20 protein-coding genes are annotated in these 20,035 nt (G+C 63.1%); 16 read left to right on the top strand and 4 right to left on the bottom strand.

Translation table 11 applies throughout. From position 1 onward, the window contains the following. Positions 1–50 precede the first annotated feature (50 nt). The 3 genes from typA to MMAR10_RS01730 all read right to left on the bottom strand — a co-directional run bounded on the left by typA (position 51) and on the right by MMAR10_RS01730 (position 3,870). Positions 51–1,877: a translational GTPase TypA gene (typA, locus tag MMAR10_RS01740; protein ID WP_011642279.1), complete on the bottom strand. Its 1,827-nt coding sequence runs from the start codon at positions 1,875–1,877 to the stop codon at positions 51–53. A 111-nt stretch (positions 1,878–1,988) separates the two neighbouring features. Then, the gene (locus MMAR10_RS01735; RefSeq protein WP_150099682.1) at positions 1,989–3,221 is read right to left on the bottom strand and encodes a cache domain-containing protein; all 1,233 of its coding nucleotides are present in this window, start codon (positions 3,219–3,221) and stop codon (positions 1,989–1,991) included. A 73-nt stretch (positions 3,222–3,294) separates the two neighbouring features. Continuing rightward, complete coding sequence (locus tag MMAR10_RS01730; RefSeq protein ID WP_011642277.1) at positions 3,295–3,870, bottom strand: MarR family winged helix-turn-helix transcriptional regulator; 576 nt, start codon at positions 3,868–3,870, stop codon at positions 3,295–3,297. A gap of 140 nt (positions 3,871–4,010) precedes the next feature. Between MMAR10_RS01730 and hppD the strand changes: the two genes are divergently transcribed. The 16 genes from hppD to MMAR10_RS01650 all read left to right on the top strand — a co-directional run bounded on the left by hppD (position 4,011) and on the right by MMAR10_RS01650 (position 19,203). Further along, positions 4,011–5,090, top strand: coding sequence for a 4-hydroxyphenylpyruvate dioxygenase (gene hppD, locus MMAR10_RS01725; RefSeq protein ID WP_011642276.1), 1,080 nt, complete (start codon positions 4,011–4,013; stop codon positions 5,088–5,090). A gap of 9 nt (positions 5,091–5,099) precedes the next feature. Further along, entirely contained in the window at positions 5,100–5,633 is a 534-nt protein-coding gene (locus tag MMAR10_RS01720; RefSeq protein ID WP_011642275.1) for a VOC family protein, read from the top strand. 159 nt (positions 5,634–5,792) lie between these two features. Beyond that, positions 5,793–7,610, top strand: a complete 1,818-nt coding sequence (locus tag MMAR10_RS01715; protein WP_011642274.1) for a tetratricopeptide repeat protein — start codon at positions 5,793–5,795, stop codon at positions 7,608–7,610. Beyond that, entirely contained in the window at positions 7,603–8,085 is a 483-nt protein-coding gene (locus tag MMAR10_RS01710; RefSeq protein WP_233353852.1) for a helix-turn-helix transcriptional regulator, read from the top strand. Before MMAR10_RS01715 ends, MMAR10_RS01710 begins: the two co-directional genes overlap by 8 nt. 103 nt (positions 8,086–8,188) lie before the next feature. Continuing rightward, positions 8,189–8,719 (top strand): DUF4199 domain-containing protein, encoded by a 531-nt coding sequence (locus tag MMAR10_RS01705; RefSeq protein ID WP_011642272.1) that lies wholly within the window; start codon positions 8,189–8,191, stop codon positions 8,717–8,719. A gap of 201 nt (positions 8,720–8,920) precedes the next feature. Further along, positions 8,921–10,768, top strand: a complete 1,848-nt coding sequence (locus MMAR10_RS01700; protein WP_041636683.1) for a tetratricopeptide repeat protein — start codon at positions 8,921–8,923, stop codon at positions 10,766–10,768. Beyond that, a complete protein-coding gene (locus tag MMAR10_RS15930; protein ID WP_011642270.1) occupies positions 10,765–12,591 on the top strand; it encodes a hypothetical protein in 1,827 nt (608 codons plus the stop codon). Before MMAR10_RS01700 ends, MMAR10_RS15930 begins: the two co-directional genes overlap by 4 nt. Before the next feature lie 4 nt (positions 12,592–12,595). After that, entirely contained in the window at positions 12,596–13,588 is a 993-nt protein-coding gene (locus MMAR10_RS15925) for a PhoH family protein (RefSeq protein WP_011642269.1), read from the top strand. An 86-nt stretch (positions 13,589–13,674) separates the two neighbouring features. Continuing rightward, a complete protein-coding gene (locus tag MMAR10_RS01685; RefSeq protein ID WP_011642268.1) occupies positions 13,675–14,103 on the top strand; it encodes a hypothetical protein in 429 nt (142 codons plus the stop codon). Further along, on the top strand, positions 14,100–14,882 hold the full coding sequence (locus tag MMAR10_RS01680) for a hypothetical protein (RefSeq protein ID WP_011642267.1): 783 nt from the start codon (positions 14,100–14,102) through the stop codon (positions 14,880–14,882). Before MMAR10_RS01685 ends, MMAR10_RS01680 begins: the two co-directional genes overlap by 4 nt. Beyond that, on the top strand, positions 14,879–15,628 hold the full coding sequence (locus tag MMAR10_RS01675; RefSeq protein WP_011642266.1) for a hypothetical protein: 750 nt from the start codon (positions 14,879–14,881) through the stop codon (positions 15,626–15,628). Before MMAR10_RS01680 ends, MMAR10_RS01675 begins: the two co-directional genes overlap by 4 nt. Then, on the top strand, positions 15,625–16,362 hold the full coding sequence (locus MMAR10_RS01670) for a hypothetical protein (protein WP_011642265.1): 738 nt from the start codon (positions 15,625–15,627) through the stop codon (positions 16,360–16,362). Before MMAR10_RS01675 ends, MMAR10_RS01670 begins: the two co-directional genes overlap by 4 nt. Further along, positions 16,359–17,084 carry a hypothetical protein gene (locus tag MMAR10_RS01665; protein ID WP_011642264.1) on the top strand — a complete coding sequence of 242 codons (726 nt, stop codon included), beginning with the start codon at positions 16,359–16,361 and terminating at the stop codon, positions 17,082–17,084. Before MMAR10_RS01670 ends, MMAR10_RS01665 begins: the two co-directional genes overlap by 4 nt. Beyond that, positions 17,081–17,833: a hypothetical protein gene (locus tag MMAR10_RS01660; RefSeq protein ID WP_011642263.1), complete on the top strand. Its 753-nt coding sequence runs from the start codon at positions 17,081–17,083 to the stop codon at positions 17,831–17,833. Before MMAR10_RS01665 ends, MMAR10_RS01660 begins: the two co-directional genes overlap by 4 nt. Before the next feature lie 91 nt (positions 17,834–17,924). After that, positions 17,925–18,674, top strand: a complete 750-nt coding sequence (locus MMAR10_RS01655; protein WP_011642262.1) for a hypothetical protein — start codon at positions 17,925–17,927, stop codon at positions 18,672–18,674. A 64-nt stretch (positions 18,675–18,738) separates the two neighbouring features. Further along, a complete protein-coding gene (locus tag MMAR10_RS01650; protein ID WP_011642261.1) occupies positions 18,739–19,203 on the top strand; it encodes a GFA family protein in 465 nt (154 codons plus the stop codon). 57 nt (positions 19,204–19,260) lie between these two features. Here the strand turns inward: MMAR10_RS01650 and MMAR10_RS01645 are convergent, their stop codons facing one another. Then, positions 19,261–20,031: a DUF1295 domain-containing protein gene (locus MMAR10_RS01645; RefSeq protein ID WP_011642260.1), complete on the bottom strand. Its 771-nt coding sequence runs from the start codon at positions 20,029–20,031 to the stop codon at positions 19,261–19,263. Between the last annotated feature and the right edge of the window lie 4 nt (positions 20,032–20,035).

The raw sequence follows: 20,035 nt of genomic DNA, 5'->3' as shown, positions 1-20,035 counted from the left end.
GCGTCCGGCCTTCGCCGGACATCCAACGGGGATGACAAGGTGTTTGAACTCTAACCCGCGGAGCGCGAGGCCTTCTTGCGTTCGTGCTCTTTCAGGAAGGTCTTGCGGATACGGATGGTCTGGGGGGTCACCTCGACGAGTTCGTCGTCATTGATGAATTCCAGAGCGTATTCCAGGGTCAGCTTGATCGGGGTGGTCAGGACGATGTTCTCGTCGGTGCCCGAGGCCCGCATGTTTGTCAGCTTCTTGCCCTTGGTCGGATTGACGATCATGTCGTCATCGCGCGAATTCACGCCGATGATCATGCCTTCATAGACCTCGACGGCATGGCCGACGAAGAGCTTGCCGCGCTCCTGCAGGTTGAACAGGGCAAAGCCCAGCACCTTGCCGTCGATCATCGAGACCATGGCGCCGTGGTGACGCTGGCCGATCTCGCCGCCGGTCTTGGGGGCGTAGTGATCGAAAGTGTGGAACATCAGGCCGGTGCCCGAGGTCAGGGTCAGGAATTCCGAGCGGAAACCGATCAGGCCACGGGTCGGGATGACATAGTCGATGCGGACCCGGCCATGCCCGTCCGGCACCATGTTCTTCATCTCGGCCTTGCGCTGGCCGAGCTTCTCCATGACGCCGCCCTGGTGATCTTCCTCGAGGTCGACAGTCAGGCTCTCATAGGGTTCGCACTGCTCGCCATCGATCTCCTTGATGACCACGCGCGGACGACCGACGGCCAGTTCGAAGCCTTCGCGGCGCATGGTCTCGATCAGGATGGACAGGTGCAGCTCGCCGCGTCCGGAGACGGTGAACTTGTCCGGATTGTCCTGCTGCTCGACCTTCAGCGCCACATTGTGGATCAGCTCGCGCTCAAGACGTTCCTTGAGATTGCGCGAGGTCACGAACTTGCCTTCGCGACCGGCGAACGGGCTGTCATTGACCTGGAAGGTCATCGACAGGGTCGGCTCGTCAACGGACAGGAGCGGCAGGGCCTCGACATTGTCGGGGTCGCACAGCGTGTCGGAGATTTTCAGATTGTCGATGCCGGTAAAGGTGATGATGTCGCCAGCCTGGGCGCTTTCCAGCTCGATCCGCTCGAGACCGTGGAAACCGAAGATCTGCTGGACCTTGCCCCGGACCTGGCGGCCATCGGCCTTGGCCACGGTGACAGGCTGGTTGCGGGCGACCCGGCCACGGGCGACGCGGCCAATGCCGATCACGCCGGTGAAGGAGGAGTAATCCAGCGCCGAGACCTGCAGTTGCAGCGGGCCGTCCAGATCCACGTCGGGGCGCGGCGTGTGGGCGGTGATCATCTCGAACAACGGCTTCATGTCGGTGCCGATCACGCCCGCCTCATTGGCGGCCCAGCCCTGCAGGGCGGAGGCATAGACGACCGGGAAGTCGAGCTGTTCCTCATTGGCGCCGAGACGGTCGAACAGGTCAAACGTCTGGTCGACAACCCAGTCAGGACGGGCGGAAGGACGGTCGGCCTTGTTGATCACGACGATCGGCTTGAGACCGCGGGCCAGCGCTTTCTTGGTCACGAACGAGGTCTGCGGCATCGGGCCGTCAACCGCATCAACCAGAAGGAGGACACCATCCACCATCGACAGGACGCGCTCGACCTCACCGCCGAAATCGGCGTGGCCGGGGGTGTCGACGATGTTGATGTTCCAGTCATTCCAGGTGACGGCGGTATTCTTGGCCAGGATCGTGATCCCGCGCTCTTTTTCCAGATCGTTGGAATCCATCATCCGCTCGGACACATTGGCCCGCTCGCCCAGCGTACCGGACTGTTGCAGCAGCTGGTCGACCAGCGTGGTCTTGCCGTGGTCAACGTGCGCCACGATGGCGATATTGCGCAGCTTGTCGAGGGACGCGCTCATGATGTCATTCCTGTCGTGAAAAGGCGCGCCCTCATACGCTGTGAGGGCGGGGCTGGCCAGTGCTTATTCCGTGCGGTGGCCGTGAAAGTCGAAGATGTCCGTCCGGCCCTGTCAGTTATCGGCCGGCGGCCCGGACGGGTCGCCAGGCGGCGGTGTCGATGTCGGGACATAGCGGCGGGCTTGCGAAGCCCTGGCCGGCGGGTCGAGGAAAACCCGGATCAGCTCGGAGCGCCGCAACAATCCGCGAATGCCGGAGGTCACCAGCGACAGCACAAAGATGAAGTAGAACAGACGCCAACCCCAGCGGGTCGCCGTGACCTTGATCTCGGCCAAATGGCTGACAGAGACGAAATACCATTCCGGCCCGGCAATCCGGCTGAAGGCGACCAGGAACTCACTGCGAGGCGTTCCGACCACGCCCCGCGGACGTGGGTCGTCCCGCAGCAGGTCCATGATCTCGACCGGGCTGATCCCGAAGGCCCGGGCCTGTTGCAAGGTCTGGCCACGGGCTATCACATTGCCATCGCGATCGAACACCAGGTTGACCCCGCCTGCCGGTGGCGCCTCGAGCGAGGAGGCCAGGTGTTCGGTCATGTCGATCGAGGTGCCGAAGGCGCCCATCAATTCGCCATCGACCCGGATCGGCTTGCGACAGGCCGTGGCCGAACGCTCACCACCATCGGAATAGACAAAACGCGACAGGCGGGTGCACTGCATGGCGCTGTCGGGATTGGTATCCTGGCTGAACAGCTGCGGGTCTTCGTCGGCCTGAAGATTGAAGTCGGCGGGCGCTTCATAGCGATAGAAGGCGAGCCCGTCCTCGCGATCCGGGGCGAAGATAACGACGCGCCGGTCGGGCGTGAAATAGTAAAGACTGGAAAACTCGCCCAGATGAGACTCGCCGAAAGTACGCACCACATTGAAGCCGGCCATGTAGCGGCGCTGCTCCTCGGGGGTCATCAGGACGCCGTCGCCCATGAAAGCCCCGATCCCGAAAACATAGTCGGCACCGGGCAGAACGCGGCCGTTGAACAGGTCGGGATGGCTGCGACGTGTGCCATCACCAAAGGGCGGGAAAAGGGCGTCGAAATCGTCGGTGATTTCCTCTGCGTCGATCAGGGCATGGCGACGCAGGAAGGCCTGCTCGGCGGCCTCGGTCAGCACCCTGGCCTCATCAAACAGTGTCTGCTCGCGATCAGCCCGGACGCGGATATAGGATTGCAGCATCTCGGCCCGCGCCGTCGACAGCGACGACATCAGGATATTATGCGCGGCCAGCCCCGATATCCCCGCGAACATCGCCGAAAGCAGGACATGGACGAGTATGATGATTGCCTGACGCACGTCGGGGTCCTTTGTCGAGCGCTCCCTATACACCGGGAAGGCCAATTGTCGGGTGATATTTGATGAGAGGGTCTCAGCCCAATCGATCAGCTTCGGGGATGGAATTGGCCAGTCGCTTGACCAGAGAGCAGAACGCTCCCTGCTCGCCCGCGTCCATCATCCGGTTGCCGGCGAGGGGAACTGCTTCCACCGCCTGGCGCAAATGCGCATACACGCCCTTACCCTTGGTGGTGAGGTAAAGATGGCTGACCCGACCATCAGCCTGGGAGGCCCGCCGCACGACCAGGCCTGCCTCCAGCAGGGCCTTGGTGGCCCGCGAAACAATGCCCTTGTCCATCGGCGTGACGTTGACGACCTCGACGGCTGTCCGACCCGGCGCCTCGGCGATCGCTGCCAGGACACGCCATTGCGACAGGTTGAGGCCTGCCTCGCGCTTGACGATGGCCGATGTCAGACGGGCAATCCGGTCGGCCAGGACCGTGACCTGATAGGGCCAGTAGTCGTTCAGCCGGATCGCCTCAAGCCCACCGTCAAGAGGCAGGCTTGCAACGCTTTCTTCAACACCCAGCGGGTCTGCCGTCGACCTTGCGTCCGGCAGCGGGAGATCGCCGGCTGGCTGGCGGCGGGATTGCGATTTGGTCGAGCTCATGAAGCCATAATAGTTGCAATCACAACTTGACGCAATAGCAACAACCAAGGTAATCAAGGGGTCAATCGACAACGGCACGCCGCCGCTTTGACGCCGGTCGCGTCACGCTGGCGTCCCCTCACCTTCGCTGGAGACAAGACATGGCCGACCTGTTTGAAAACCCGATGGGACTTTGCGGTTTCGAGTTTGTTGAGTTCACTGCGCCGGAACGTGGCGTGATCGAGCCGGTCTTCCAGGCCATGGGCTTCACCCATATCGCCAATCACCGCTCCAAGGATGTCGAGCTGTGGCGCCAGGGCGGGATCAATTTCCTGATCAATTACGAGCCAGACACTCAAGCCGCCTTCTTCGCCAAGGAACATGGGCCCTCGGCCTGCGGCATGGGCTTCCGGGTCAAGGACGCGGCCCAGGCCTATGACGAATGCCTCGAGCGCGGCGCCGAGCCGGTCATGACCGAGCCGGGCATCTCCGAGCTGGTCATCCCGGCGGTCAAGGGCATTGGTGGTGCCTCGGTCTACCTGATCGACCGTTTCGAGGACGGCAAGTCGATCTATGATATCGACTTCAACTATCTAGACGGCGTCGACATCCACCCCGAAGGCTGCGGCTTCAACGTGATCGATCACCTGACGCACAATGTCTACAAGGGCCGGATGGACTATTGGGCCAAGTATTACGAGGACCTCTTCAACTTCCGCGAAATCCGCTATTTCGACATCAAGGGCGAATATACCGGCCTGGTCTCCCGCGCCATGACGGCACCGGACGGCCTGATCCGCATCCCGCTGAATGAAGAGAAATCCGACGCGGTCGGCCAGATCGAGGAATATCTGCGCGAGTACAAGGGCGAAGGCATCCAGCACATCGCCTTCTCCTGCGACAATCTCATTGAATGCTGGGACCGCCTGAAAAAGGCCGGCACCGAGTTCATGACCGCGCCGCCGGAAACCTATTATGCAATGCTGGAAGATCGTCTGCCGGGCCATGGCGAACCGACCGAAGAGTTCAAGAAGCGCGGCATCCTGCTCGACGGCACCACCGAAGGCGGCCAGCCTCGCCTGCTGCTGCAGATCTTCTCCGGCAAGGCGATCGGTCCGATCTTCTTCGAGTTCATCCAGCGCAAGGAAGACGAAGGTTTCGGCGAGGGCAATTTCAAGGCCCTGTTCGAATCCATCGAACGCGACCAGATCGAACGCGGCGTCATCAACGCAGCCGAGTAGGAGGACGCCATGTCCGTCAACATCAAGCGCATCCACCACGTCGCCTATCGCTGCAAGGACGCGAAAGAGACGGTCGAGTTCTACCAGCGTGTCATGGGCATGGATTTCAAACTCGCCATTGCCGAGAATGAAGTCCCCTCGACCAAGGCGCCGGACCCCTACATGCACGTCTTCCTGGACGCCGGCATGGGCAATGTCCTGGCCTTCTTCGAACTGCCCAATTCGCCGGAAATGGGCCGCGACGGGAATACGCCGGAATGGGTCCAGCACATCGCCTTTGAAGTCGAGGACATGGACGCGCTCCTGGCCTCCAAGGCCCATATCGAGGCACAAGGCCTGGATGTGCTCGGCCCGGTCAATCACGGCATCTTCAAGTCGATCTATTTCTTCGACCCGAATGGCCACCGTCTGGAACTCGCCGCCAATACCGGCACTGACGAGCAGATGGCCGAACTCAAGCGCGTCGCCCCGGCGATGATCGAGGAATGGAGCCAGACCAAGCGCGCGCCCAAGCACGCAGCCTGGCTCCACGAGCAGGACTGACGCGCCAACCCGGCAGTCTTGCCTTGAACTATCGCCCCGCCTCCCCAGGCGGGGCTTTTTCTTGACCCGAGGCTCCGGCTTGGCCGGATCCCGCATCTGCTTGCCTAATCGGGCAATATGGTCAGGATGCGACGCAAGCGCCGGGGGAAATCGGGATAAATGTTGGATTTGCTTGCCGAACTGCGTCGTCGCAGCGTGTTCCGCGTGGCCGCGGCCTATCTGGTCGTCGCCTGGCTCATCATGCAGATCGTCGCGACCATCGGCGGTGCTGCGGGCCTGCCCGGTTGGGCCGACAGCCTCGCCCTGGTCCTGTTGCTCGCCGGCTTTCCCGTCATCCTCTTCATCGCCTGGGCGTTCGAGCTCTCACCGGACGGGCTGAAGCGAACCGGGTCGGCGGACGAGGCCAGCCAGGTCCCGGCCGCGGGCATGCCCGACTATGCGCTGATCGGCGCATTGGTCATCGTCGCCGTAATCGCAGGCAGCCAGATGCTGACCCGGCCCGGCCAATCGGAAATGCCGACAGCGGACGCAGGCGCGATTGCCGACGACATCCCCAGTGACAATTCGATCGCGGTCCTGCCCTTTCTCGATCTCTCGCCGGCCGGTGACCAGCAATATTTCTCGGACGGGATTTCCGAGGAGATCCTCAATGTCCTGGTCCGGATCGAAGGGCTGGACGTCACCTCGCGGACCTCGGCCTTCCAGTATCGCAGTGATACGATGGGCGTGCCCGAGATCGCAGAACGGCTGCGGGTTCGCCACGTGCTGGAAGGGTCTGTCCGTCGTTCGGGAAACACGATCCGCATCACCGCCCAGCTGATCGATGCCCGGACCGATGTGCACTTGTGGTCCCAGACCTATGACCAGTCGCTGACGGCGGAAAACCTGTTCGCCATCCAGGACGAGATCGCCAATGCCATCGTCCGCGCCCTCAGCGAGGTTCTGGACATTCAAGCGCCCGAAATTGCGGTCGCACCGCTGACGGACAATGTCGATGCCTATGACCTCTATCTTCAGGCGCGCGACCTTTTCCATCGCCGCACCGATCTCGACGTCGCCGCCGACCTGCTGGCGCAGGCCGTCGGGCAGTCGCCGGATTTCACAGCAGCCTGGGCCTTGCGGGCAGCAATTTCAAATGTGCGGGAGTCCCATGGCTATAGCCCCGAAGCCGGGGTGGACCAGGCGGCCCTGACCGAAAGCTATGCCCGGCAAACCCTGGCGCTGGATCCAGACAATGCGCTTGCCATCGCGGTTCGGGCCAGCCATCAATCGCAGCGGATGATATTCCAGCGCGAGCCGGGCGACATTGGCTCGGTTCTCACGGACCTGAATCGAGCGGCAGCGCTCAATCCCCACGACGCCACAATCCAGAATTGGCTGGGCATGGGCCGGCTCTTTATCGGCGATCTGGACGGTGCGCTGTCAAGCTTCCAGACCTGCGTGCAGATCGAGGCGCGGTACGGAGCATGCGCCGAAAATTACTACGACACCTTGGCGGTCATGGGCCGGACGGACGAAGCATTGGCGGCTATGGAGGCCAATCTGGCCAACGGGCTGAGCAACCCTAATTGGATCAACTTCGCGGTTCTGGCGGAGAAAGACGAACGGCTCGCCTTCCTGATTTCGGCCAATCATCCCTGGGTATTGCCGGGCTTTCAGCGCGTCGGGGATATTTACGATGCCTATCAGACCCCCGATGCCGACCATTCAGAACTGCTGCGCGAAGCGCTCGACCACATGCCGCCAGGCGACCGTGACCACCCCGCCTTGATGTTATCGCTCTTGCTCATGCCGCTCGGCGCGGAAGACCTTCCGGTCTGGCCGGGGTCGATCTGGCAGCCGATCGCGTCACGCTACCGGCAGACGCCGACCTTCCACCAATTGATCCGGTCCAGCGGCACGCTCGACTATTGGCGCGAGCATGGTTTCCCGGATATCTGCCGGCCGGTCGGCGCTGATGACTTTACCTGTGACTGACCCTGCAGGCATACGCGGTGTCTGGCGACCCGCCCTCCTCTATGCCGTCGTGCTGGCGCTCGGGGCCTTCGCGCTGGAATGGCTGCAATACCGGTTTTGGGCCCGGACGATCCCGCTCGAAATCATGATCGGCCTGATCGGCGCCGCCTTCGCCGGGCTGGGCGTCTGGGTCGGGATGCGGCTCACCCGCCAGGCGCCCCCGGCGCCCTTTGTGCGCAATGAGGCGGCGCTGAAAAGCCTCGCCATCACCCCGCGCGAACTGGACGTGCTGGAGGCGCTGGTCAGCGGTGAGAGCAACAAGGAACTCGCCCGCACGCTTGGCGTCTCGCCCAACACGGTGAAGACCCATATCGCCCGCCTGTTCGACAAGCTCGACGTCACCAGCCGCATCCAGGCAATCGAGACCGCGCGCGATCTGCGCCTGATCCCCGCGGCGGGCGATGCCACCGCCCCCCAGGCCCGGTCAAACGGGTGATTTCGTCACAATCACCCATCGGGGTGACGACGCCCGGCGCGGGACCGGCAGTCTGGACCGGTCCATCAAACAAGGAGGCGCCCGACCGGGCGATATCGACATCATGACCCGCATCATTCTCGTTTTCGGCAGCATCGCCGGCAGCCTTGTCGCCCTCTTCCTGATCCTCGGCATGACGCTGCTGGCCGGGTCCGACGGCGTTGGCTCGGAAGCCATCGGCTATCTGGGCATGTTGCTGTCGCTGTCCATCATCTTCGTCGCCATCAAACGCCATCGCGACATCAATCTGGGCGGGGTGATCCGTTTCTGGCCGGCCCTGGCGCTGGGCCTTGGCGTTGCCGCCCTGGCCGGTGTTTTCTACGTCGTCGCCTGGGAGATCTATTTCAACGCCACCGACCGCGCCTTCATGGAGGCTTATCTCAGCGGCCAGATCGCCGCCCGCGAAGCCGCCGGCGCGACCGCTGCGGAACTGGCGGCCTTCCGCGACGAGATGACCGCCATGATGGAGATGTATGGCAATTGGTGGTTCCGCCTGCCGATGACCTTCATCGAGATCTTCCCGATCGGCGTGCTGGTCAGCCTGATCTCCGCCGCCCTGCTGCGCAACCGCAAACTCCTGCCGCACCGCGCCTGACCCGGCCGCTCGGGAGCGCAAACCGGGCGTCCGTCAGCCCTGACGGGCGCCCGCCCTGCGATCCGGGACGGCTAGTATCGTGGTCCCGCTTTTGTAATCAGGGGTTTTGGTGCAGTGTGCGGCTCAATCCAGGGGGGATTGCGCCATCATGATCAACAGCTTGCCCAGTGCATTGGATGTCGCGAAAGCGATGGGCGGCGCATGAACGCCTTCCTCACAGAACTTCGCCGTCGCAATGTCTTCCGCGTCGCCGCCGCCTATCTGGTGGTCGGCTGGTTGCTGATCCAGGTGACCTCGGTCGCCAAACCGGCTCTGCACCTGCCCGACTGGACCGACACGCTCGTCTTTTTCCTGCTGGCCCTTGGCCTACCCGTCGCGCTGCTGCTGGCGTGGGCGTTCGAGATGACGCCGGAGGGCATGCGCCCGACGCAAACCGCCGAAAGCCCCACCGGATTCCGCCCGCTCGGCGGAACGGATTTCGTCATCATCGGCCTGCTGGCTGTTGTGATCGCCATGACCGGATTCCAGCTCGTGACCCGCCCGGATTCCGCCCCGATCGAAGCTTCCTCCGGTGAAGCCATAATTCAGGCGCCGGCCGATGCCTCGGTCGCCGTCCTGCCCTTCGCCGACCTCTCGCCGGCGGGTGACCAGGCCTATTTCGGCGATGGCATGGCCGAGGAAATCCTCAATGTCCTGACCCGGGTCGACGGGCTGCATGTCGCCTCGCGCACCTCTGCCTTCCAGTTTCGCGGCGACACCACGGGCATCCCGGATATCGCTCGCGCCTTGAATGTCCGCCATGTTGTGGAGGGCTCGGTACGCAAGTCCGGCGACCAGCTTCGCATCACCGCGCAGCTGATCGATTCCGAAGGCGACCGTCATCTCTGGTCCGACACGTTTGACCGCCCGCTCACCGCGGAGAACGTCTTCGCCATCCAGGATGATATTGCCAACGAGATCGTCCAGGCGCTCTCGCAAGCGCTGGATCTTGACGGGTTGGAAAGCGTCGCCATCGAATCTGACACCGGCGATCTTGATGCCTATGACCTGTTCCTGCAGGCTCAGGCAATCTTCTTCGCCCGGTCCTCGGACAATGTGCTGGAAGGCATCTCGCTGCTCGAACGCGCGGTCACCGTCGACCCGCGCTTTGCCCGGGCCTGGGCGCTGTTGGCCGCCTTCAATTCGGTCACACCCAGCTGGATCGACACACGGGACATGGACCGCGACTTCATCGCCCTTGCCCAGGATGCGGCTGACCGCGCTACAGAACTGAACCCCGCCCTCGCACTGCCCTACTCGATCCGATCCAACCTGCTCGCCGCCTCGGCTGACTGGGAGGCCGCCATGGCGCAGGCCAATGCCGCGGTCGAACGCGAACCGGAAACCGCGAACGTCTGGTATTTTCGCGGCGGCATATCTTTGAATGTCGGACAGTTCGATGCCGCCGCGGCCGACTACCAGACCTGTCTGGATATCGATCCGGCTTATCATATCTGTCGGCGATATCTCGCCTTTGCCGAGCTCTACCGCGGCAACACCCGTCGCGCGACAGAGCTGTTTGCCGAGGGCATGGTGGCCGGGCAAGAGTCCCTTTTGTCCGTCGTAGCCCCGGCTTATTTCGCCCTGGGCAACGACCAGGCCGGTCTCTATTTCATCGCCTATATGACTGCGGTTGCAGACACGCCTCATCTGACCGAAGCACTCTATCGCTACTACACCGACCTCGACGCGACCGATGCCGAGCTGGAGGCGATGAGCCGTCAGTCCTACGTCGCCCTGCACGGCTCGCTGGAGGGTTATCAGCGCGTCGTATTCGACTTCTGGGTCGCCGGCCAGACGGTTTACAGTCACGCGGAAGTGTGGAGTCCGCTCGTACCGGAGCGCTTCCGGACCGCAACCCGTGACAGATTTCAGATCACGCGGCGACAGGTCCTCATCGACTTGGGCCTCCCGGCTTACTGGCGGGCCAACGGCTTTCCCCCGCAATGCCGCCCGATTGGCGCAGACGATTTCGAATGCGGCTGGATCGAGGATCCCGACCTGCCATGAACCAATTCCTCACAGAACTCCGCCGTCGCAATGTGTTCCGCGTCGCCGCCGCCTATCTGGTGGTCGGCTGGCTGCTGATCCAGGTGACGACACTCATCGAGGCGCCGCTGAACCTGCCCGGCTGGACCGATACGCTGGTCATCGTCCTGTTGGCACTGGGATTGCCCGTCGCGCTGCTGCTGGCCTGGGCGTTCGAGATGACGCCGGAGGGCATGCGCCCGACCGCCGCCGTGCCGGAGGGCGAAAGTATTGCGCCGCAGACCGGTCGCCGGATCGATTTCGCCATACTGGGCGGGCTGGCACTGGTCGCCGCACTGGTCGTCGGGTCGCAATTCATGCCGTCCCGACAGGCCCCGACAGCCGCCGCACCAGCGACCGTGCCGCTCGACGCCCGCTCGGTCGCGGTTATTCCCTTTGCCGCCTTCTCGACCGCGGAGGAAGACCGTTTCTTCGCCGACGGGCTGACCGAGGAAATCCTCAACTCGCTGGCCGCTCTGCCCGACCTGCTGGTGACGTCACGCACCTCGGCTTTCCAGTTTCGTGGGGACGACCTGCCCTCGATCGGCGAGATCGCGGCCCAACTCGGTGTCGCCCATGTCGTCGAAGGGTCCGTGCGGCGCTCGGGCAACCAGGTGCGCGTGACCGTGCAGCTGATACGCGCCTCGGATGATGTGCATTTGTGGTCGGGCACCTATGACCGGGTGCTGGACGATGTGTTCGGCATCCAGGAAGACATCGCCGAGAATATCGCCGCCTTGATGGGCGTGGCGCTGGACGACCGCTTGCGCGAGCGGTTGCGGCAGTCCGGCAGTGGCAATGTCGAGGCCTTCATCGCCTATCAGCGCGGCTATGAAATCATGGCCCGACATCACTTTATTGACGCGTCCCGCATGATCGAGGCGGAACCCTATTTCGAGCGGGCCACCGAGCTCGATCCCACCCTGTCCCAGGCCTACCTGCTTCAAGGCGACTATTACGCCCACGCGATGGTGGAGCTGCTGGTCGAACCCGGCACCTTCCAGGCAGCGGAGTACGCCGCGCTCGCTGCCGAGGCTGAACGCCTGATCGCAGCGGCCAATGCCAATGCCGACGATCCGGATCGATTGTTGCTGGCTCGCGGCGAGCAGATCTTCTTCTCCGACGACTGGACCGACGCAGCCGAGGTCACCGACCAGATCTTCGACCAGACGCGCTGCCTGGACAGTAACTGGGCAACCAATCTGGCCTTGCTGGCCAGCCGGTTCGACGACTTTATCGACAATGATCTCCGACATCTGCGATGCGATCCGCTGGCTCACCAGACCCGGTTGCTGACGGCGACCATCATGATGCACGCCGGACGCGCGGAGGAAGCGGTGGCGCATGTCGAATTTCTGGAAGCCAACAATTATGTGAACGCCTTCCTTCGACCCAACCTGAATCTAGCTCTCGGTCGCCGCACCAGCGAGGCTGATCTTGCTGCCTGGCGTGAAGAGGATCCGGTCAGCGTACGCCTCTTCGAGATTTCCCAGGCGTCCTATTTCAATGACGGCGAAACCGCCAACCGGCTCGCCGCGGAAGCCTTGGCCGATCCCGATCTGCCGCTTGGCACCCGCCTCATAGTCAATGCGCTGATCGGCAACCGGGAGGGCGCCAACGCCGCGGCTGCACTGATCGACGCCCGCCCCACCCGCGGTCTGCCGCTGATGCTGGCCGTCGTGGGCTGCAAGTGCGGGGCCCCGTTCGATATCGAAGCCACGCCGAATTTTCAGGCCCAGATGGAGGCGGCCGGCTTCCCCTGGCCACCGCTCTTCGGTCTCGAATTCGCGCTGAAAGATGGGTGAGACAATGACCACAAGACCGACCACCGACCCTGACCAGACGTTCCGCGCCTCGCTGGACCTGTCCAACGCCTTCGCCGGGCAGATCCGGTCAGCGGGCGCTGAAGTACTGGCCCGGCTCGTGCCCGAGCTGGCCCCCTATCATGCGACCCTGCACCTGACCGGAAACCGTCTGGATCTGGCCGGCGACGAGGCGGCGGTCCAGATGCTGCAGGAAGTCGTGCAGACCGCCGCCGAAGCCAGTCAGGACGGCGCCTCGCCGGACCATATCTGGGCAGCCGACGCCATTGCAGCCAGCCTGCGACAGGCCCTGGAACGCGGCCTGGCCTTCCGTGTGCCCGGTCTGCGCAATGCCGTGCGACCCAAAACCGTCATGCAGCACGCCTTCATGAGCGCGCTGCTGGCCAAGTCACCGCCAGTCGTCATTGGCGCCGGACCGACCGGGACCGGCAAGACCCATCTGGCGCTCGCTGCCGGCCTCAACCTGCTGGAAGACGGCAAATTCCGTCATCTCGTCATCGCCCGCCCGCATGTCTTCGAGCGCGGTGAAGTGGTCACGGCGCAGACACGGACGGATACCGCTTATGACGGCCAGTTCGCCGCCATCGAGGACGAGCTCACCGACCTGGTCGGCCCGGAAGAGCTGAAACGGTTGCAGGAGGCCCGCCGGCTCGAAATCATGCCGGTCGGGCGGATGCGCGGCCGGACTTTCCAGAATGCCTATGTCATCGTCGACGAAGCGCAGAACATGAATATTCAAAGGACCCGGATGGCGGTCACCCGCCTCGGTCAGAATTCCCGCATCGTGCTGACCGGTGATCCGAGCCATGTCGAGCTGAAGGATGAAGGCCCGTCCGGCCTCGCCCACCTGATCGACCTGGTCGAAGGGTCCGATATTGCCCGCGTCTTCCATTTCAGCGCTGCCCAGATCGTTCGCGACCCGGTCGTCGCAACGCTGGAAGCACTCTACGCGCAAGACAATGCCTCCGGCCCGGCCTGAGCGGGACGCGATCGGTCCGGTTTCCCCTTTTGCCAATCGGTGAAATGGGCTTGGATACCGCTCTACCGGCTGGGGAGGCGGTGACAATGTCTGATTTCGAACTCGCGCTGCTGTTCTCGGAATATCTCAACACCGCCAATTTCATCTTTTCCAATTTCATGGCGCTGGTCTTCGCCATGCTGACCGCGTCCTTCTTCCTCGCCCACCGCATGGAGCGCTGGGTCGCGGCTCTCTTTCTCGTGCTCTACACGATCGGCGCCGTGTTGACCGGATCGGGCGTGCTCTTCGCCTTTTCCGACTTTGCCGCCCTGGGCGTGCACATCCATGAAACCGCCAGCCAGTCGGCCGACCTCGCCTGGCTCGGACCGGCCGGGCCGGGCGGCGCCGGCATGGGGGCCATGCCCGTCATGATCTCCATCCTTCTGGCCGTCAGCTATATCGGCTCGCTGGGCTTTTTCTTCGTGGTTCGCGCCAAGCGCATTGACCGGCCGGAAACCGCCGGGCCCGCGCCATGATCCTCGCCCGCATCACAAAGGCCCTGCGAGACCAGAACTGGCTCGCCGTCGCCATCGAGTTTGTCATCGTCATCCTCGGCGTGGTGATCGGTTTCCAGATTTCCGCCTGGAATGACCAGCGCCAGGCTGTAGCGCGCGCCGAAGTCCTGACCGAACGCCTGATCCAGGACATGCGCAATGAGCAATGGCGCATCGCGGCGATCCGGGCCTACAACGCCGAGGTCTCGGACCACGCCCAGACAGTCGTCGACGCGCTGGAAGGTCGCCACGAGATCGATGATGAAGCCCTGGTCATCGCGGCCTTTCGGGCAACCCAGATGATCAATTTCACCATCATCCGCGCCACCTATGACGAGCTTGTCGCAACCGGCGGCATCAATCTCATCAATGATCGCGCCCTCATTGACGTTGCCGTTGAGTATTACGACACGACGCTTGAGCAAATGACTCTGATGGCCCCGGATCGTCCCTATCGACAAGCCTTCTTCCAACTGGCCGACCGGCCCCTCTACGACTTTCTGGCGAACAATTGTGCGGAGACACCCGATGGGCTGAGCCTTGGTGACTACGCATCTCTGGACAACCTGCTGGACCGTCCCTGCGAGATCGACGGACATGACGCGGCGATCGAGGCAATCGCCGATCATCTGCGCAACACGCCCTCCATCCTGCCGCTGATCCGGCATCGGGCGATCGAGACCAGCGTCGAAGTGCGCGGCCAGACCTACTGGCGAAACCTGCTCGACAGTGCCGTCCCGGATGAAGGAGACGCGCCATGATCCTAGCCCGCATCACAAAGGCCATCCGCGAACAGAACTGGTTCGCCGTGGCCATCGAGTTTGTCATCGTGATTGCGGGCGTGGTGATCGGTTTCCAGGTCACGGACTGGCGCGCCACAATCGAGGCCAGGGCCGAAGAGGCTGCATTGCTCGAGCGCTTGCATTCGGACCTCGAAAACGTCAGCTCGGACCGTTGGGACTGGGCGGCCGACCGTGCGGGAAACCGCGACCTGCTGATTTCCGCCAGCGCCATACTGTTCGGGGACCGCGAAGGCGAGCTGACTGCGGCCCAATGCAATGCCCTGGCGCAATCGCATGTCTTCAACTCGCCGTCGCTCGACATTCCCATCCTGACCGAGCTGCTTTCAACCGGCGAGCTCGACCTCATCCGGCCCTTGCCCGTGCGGGAGGCGATCACCCAACATTTTCTGAGCAATGGCTGGTCTGCAGAGATCGACACGGCGATCAATCACGTGATCTACAACCTGTCGGCCAGACACCCGCAATATTTCCGTTTCAACTACCCGGACGATCCGCAGGACTGGAACCCGCTTTTCGACGGCTCGGCGCGATGCGACGGTGCAGGCATGAGATCAGACCCGCGTTTCCTCAACGAGCTGGCGGACAATATTTCCAAGTCGGTCTACTTCATGCGCGCGGTTCTGGAAGGCCCCAATGAGAGTTTCCGCTCGCTTCACGCGGCGGTCGATGCGGAGCTGGGTATCGAACATGAGGCCGCGCCATGATCCTTTCCCGCATCACCCAGGCCCTGCGCGACCAGAACTGGCTCGCCGTCAGCCTTGAATTCATCATCGTCATCGCCGGTGTGGTGGTCGGTTTCCAGGTCTCGGCCTGGAATGAGGCGCGTCAGGAACGGGGGCTGGAGCAGGCTTATCTGGAACGGCTCTTCAGTGAGTTCGAGGTTATCAGCGACGAGCTGGACGATGCCAACGGCGATCTTGATGATGCGCGCGAGCAGGCGGAACGCTTTCTGGCCGCCTTCGATGCCGGCGACCGCGAGACGATGGCGCGCGATACGTTCGCGCTTCTGGCCATCACGCGTGTTTCGGAAGTCCAGATCCAGTCGGCGGCGCTGCACGAGCTGATCTCCAGCGGCCGGCTCGGCCTCATCCGCAATGAGGCTCTGCGCGCAGAACTCGCCAACCTGCCGCTGGTCGAGGCCGATGCCCACGGCGTCATCGACCAGATCAAGGACCAGCAGGTCGGTATCGTCGCCACACTGCGTCCCCATCTTCGCGTCACGATGGATGGTCTGGGCGTGGACTCGGTCAACCTGGCTGACAGTTTCACCCCGGACGATATCGAGCTGGCCAACAATCTGGCCTTTGCAATCTATCTGAACCGCTCGGCCGCCCTTTTTCTGCGCGTGCTGAAGAACGAGGTCGACCAGCTTCGCACCTCACTGGCGGAAGAATTGGGCCAGCCCTCGCCCGTGCCCGCTCCGGAGACCTCGCCATGATCCTCTCCTCCATCACCCAGGCGCTGCGGACCCAGAACTGGTTCGCCGTCATCGTCGAATTCATCATCGTGCTGGCCGGCGTGGTGATCGGCTTTCAGATTTCCGCCTGGAACGAGACCCGGATCGAGCATCAGCGTGAAGTCCTGATCCTGGAGCGGCTACAAGCCGACTTCACCGAGATCGAAACGCGCACGGCAACCGTCATCGAACAGCTGGATGCCCGTATCGAGGCCGGCGAGGCGTTCGAGGCCCTTTTGCGTCAGGATCAAAGCGAGGTCAGCGATCTGGAATTCTTCATCGGCCTGCAAAACGCCATCGGCACGCCGGTGCCCAATGGACGCTCAGCGACCTATGCCGAACTGGTGGCCTCCGGCGAGATGCGGCTGATCCGTTCCGAAGCCCTGCGCGAGGCATTGGTCGAGTTTGACGAGCAGGTGCGGCGCCAGGAACTGGCCTATGCCTCTCTGGCACGATTGATCACCGATAATGCCGGCCTGCTTCTGGAGGTTCAGGCCTACGCCTCGAATGACCCCGACAGCCTGCCACCACACCTCTATGCCGCCCTAGCGGAGATACGCCAGTCGGCCGGGGTCTACACGGCCGCCCGCCTCACCACCCGCGCCAACCTGGTCAACCGGGTCTGGCATGAGGGCACGCTGGAACGGGCACGTGACGTGCTCGCAGCAATGCCCGGCGAAGCCCCGGAGGCAAACGCGCCATGATCCTCTCCCGCATTGCCCGCGCCCTGAAGGACCAGAGCTGGCTCGCCGTCGGCATCGAATTCGTGATCGTGATCCTGGGTGTGGTGATCGGCTTTCAGGTCACGGCCTGGAATGCCGACCGCGCCGAACAGGACGTGATCACGCGGCAATTGCACGAAGTTCGCGATGATATCCGGGCCGACATCACGGCCATTGAGCTGACCCGCGATGCCAGCCTCTGGCGTCTCGCCGCGGCGGAGTACCTGCTGACCGAGGCCAATGACGGGGCCGGGTTGCGATCGATGTCGACGGCGCCCGGCGGCACGGTTGACGCGACCCTCCTGCCCATCGTGACCGAGGCCGACCTGCCGATGCTTCTGGCGCGGGTCAACCTGATCCGCGGCGTCACCGGGCGACGTACGGGATATCAAAGCCTGGTCAATGGCGGCAGCCTGCGCCTGATCGAGGCCGGCGAGCTGCGCTCTTCCATCCAGCGCTATTATGCCGGTTATGACGATTTCCAGAGGAATCTGAACACCTTCCGGGACATTCGCAGCGCGGCCCTGCCGGTATTGTTCGCGCACGGGTTCTCGCTATTCTCCGACCATGACATCGACACCGTGCTCGACGCCGCCCGCAACAATCCCGCCTTCCTCGCCTATCTGCGAACCAGTCGGGAAACCGGGCAGTTCCAGACCGCCAGCATCCTGGCCCGGGAGGACGAGGCGCGCGCCCTGCTCGCCCTCATCAATGCGGAGCTGGACGAATGATCCTCGCCCGTATCGCCCGCGCCCTGAAAGATCAGAACTGGCTGGCCGTTGGACATTCGTTGGCCGCTCGGGCGCTGCCCGGTGAGGCCGGATGAGGCGACGCGTCCGCCGCAAGGTTGAACGGTCCGCGCCACTTCCCGTGCGCCATGCCTGGATGACGACCTGGATCATCATGCTGGCGGCCTTCTTCTGGTATCTGCTCCATCTGTTTTCGACCGTCTCCTACAGCTGTCGCGAGCTCTATGACTGGTGGTTCGACCGCGAGGGGTTCGGCATGGCGACGCTTCAATGGACCAGTCTTTATGCGGTTACGCTGGCACTCTGGTTCTGCGTCCTCATCGTTCGCCCCAAACGCGAACGCATCCCCATCTGGATCCGCTTTTTCCAGGGCAAGATGATATTCTGGATGGTGGTGATCAGCGTTTTCCAGTGGGGCTTGTACCGGCCGCAATCCGACGAAGCGCGCATCTACGCCTGGTTCCAGCATGAGGTCGCGGAATGGCCGGTGATGAATCGGTTTTTCGGCGTCGAATGGTTCGTCTTGCATGACATCCAGGAATGGTACGGCGTGGAAATTGACTATGATGACCCGTTATTCGAGGAGGCCGAGGCCCTGCAGGCCGAGTATGACCGGACCTTCCGGGCCAACATGATCCCTCGCCGGATGGGGATGTATCGCGGCGAGCTGGAATGCGAGGCGACGGCCCGGATCGACAAGGCCCGGGAACGGGCTTTCACTGTCTATCTCAAGCGCTGGCGCGAGGAACAACCGGTCGAAGAACCCACCTGGTCAGTCTGGGACACGCCCCTTGACTCCGATACGGACGGACAGGGCGGCTGACCGGGGACCTTGTCGAGTGGCGCGAGCGACAACCAGGCCCATGATCAAGCGGGAGCCATCCGACATGACACAAACACAGAAGACCCGAAACGGCGGCTGTCGCTGCGGCCAGCTGCGGTTTCGGCTAACCGAGCCGGCCCTGTTCACCGCCGCCTGCCATTGCCGGGGCTGCCAGCGCATGAGTGGCGGCGCCTATTCGCTTACGGTCGCCGTGCCCGGCGCCCGGTTCGCAGTGACCGTAGGCGAGCCCGTCATCGGCGGCCTGCATGGCGATGACATCCGGCATTTCCACTGCCCGCACTGCCTGAGCTGGGTTTTCACCCGCCCCACCGGCATGGATTTGGTCAATATCCGGACACCGATGCTGGATGACCCGTCCGGCTTCATGCCCTTCCTGGAAACCTGCACCAAAGACCGTCTCGAAGGCGTCACGTTAACGGCCCCGCACAGCTATGAGGCTTTCCCGCCAATGGAGGAATTCGGTGACTTGCTGGCCGCCTACGCGGCCGGTCCCGGAAAAGCTGGGTAGACAGTCACACTTAAGAGACCCGCGCTTGCGCACAAGCCCCCATAACCACGCACCCCCTCACCCCCGCTTCGGCCACCAGGGCACAAAGCCCGACGTCCTGGCCACATAGTCCGCATAGCCGGGTCGGCTTTCGTGCAGGCCGTCTTCCAGAATTTTGGCGCCGGTCCAGCGGGTCAGGGTGAAGGTGAGGAAGATGGGGCCGATAATGGTCCACCAGCCATCGCCATCGGCGATCGCGATCAGCCAGAGGCCCCAAAAGAGGACGGCATTGCCGAAATAATTCGGGTGGCGTGTATAGCGCCACAGGCCGGTGTCCATGACCTGGCCCTTATTGGCCGGGTCGGCCTTGAAGGCGGCGAGCTGACGGTCGCCGATTACCTCAAAGGCCAGGCCGATGGCGAAGAGAACGATCCCGGCAATCGCGGCAGGCGCAGCGTAGCTGGCCCCCTCCCTCACGGCATGCTGGATTGGCAGGGCGGTCAGCCACAGCAAAACACCCTGCAGCAGGAAGACCGTGACAAGCATGAAGATCGCTTCCTTGCCCGGTGGTGAGCGCTCCAGCAGTTTCTGATAGCGCTTGTCCGGTCCCTCATGCTGCCAACGGGTGAAGAGGTGATGACCCAGTCGCAGGGCCCAGACTGCCACCAGGGCGACATACCAGGTCGCGCCGTCGGCCCCGGCAAACAGCAATGAAGACAGCGCCAGCACCAGAAATCCCAAGGGCCAGATGGCGTCGATATAGGACGGGTCCTTGCGCGCCACGCTGAAGGGCCAGGCCAGCACCATGACGCCCAGCATGAGGGCAAGATTGAGGAGGTAAGGGATCATGACG

Source organism: Maricaulis maris MCS10 (assembly GCF_000014745.1).
GTDB classification, from domain to species: Bacteria; Pseudomonadota; Alphaproteobacteria; order Caulobacterales; family Maricaulaceae; genus Maricaulis; species Maricaulis maris_A.
Note: the sequence above shows the minus strand (reverse complement) of the source record. Positions and strands in the feature narration are given on the sequence as shown.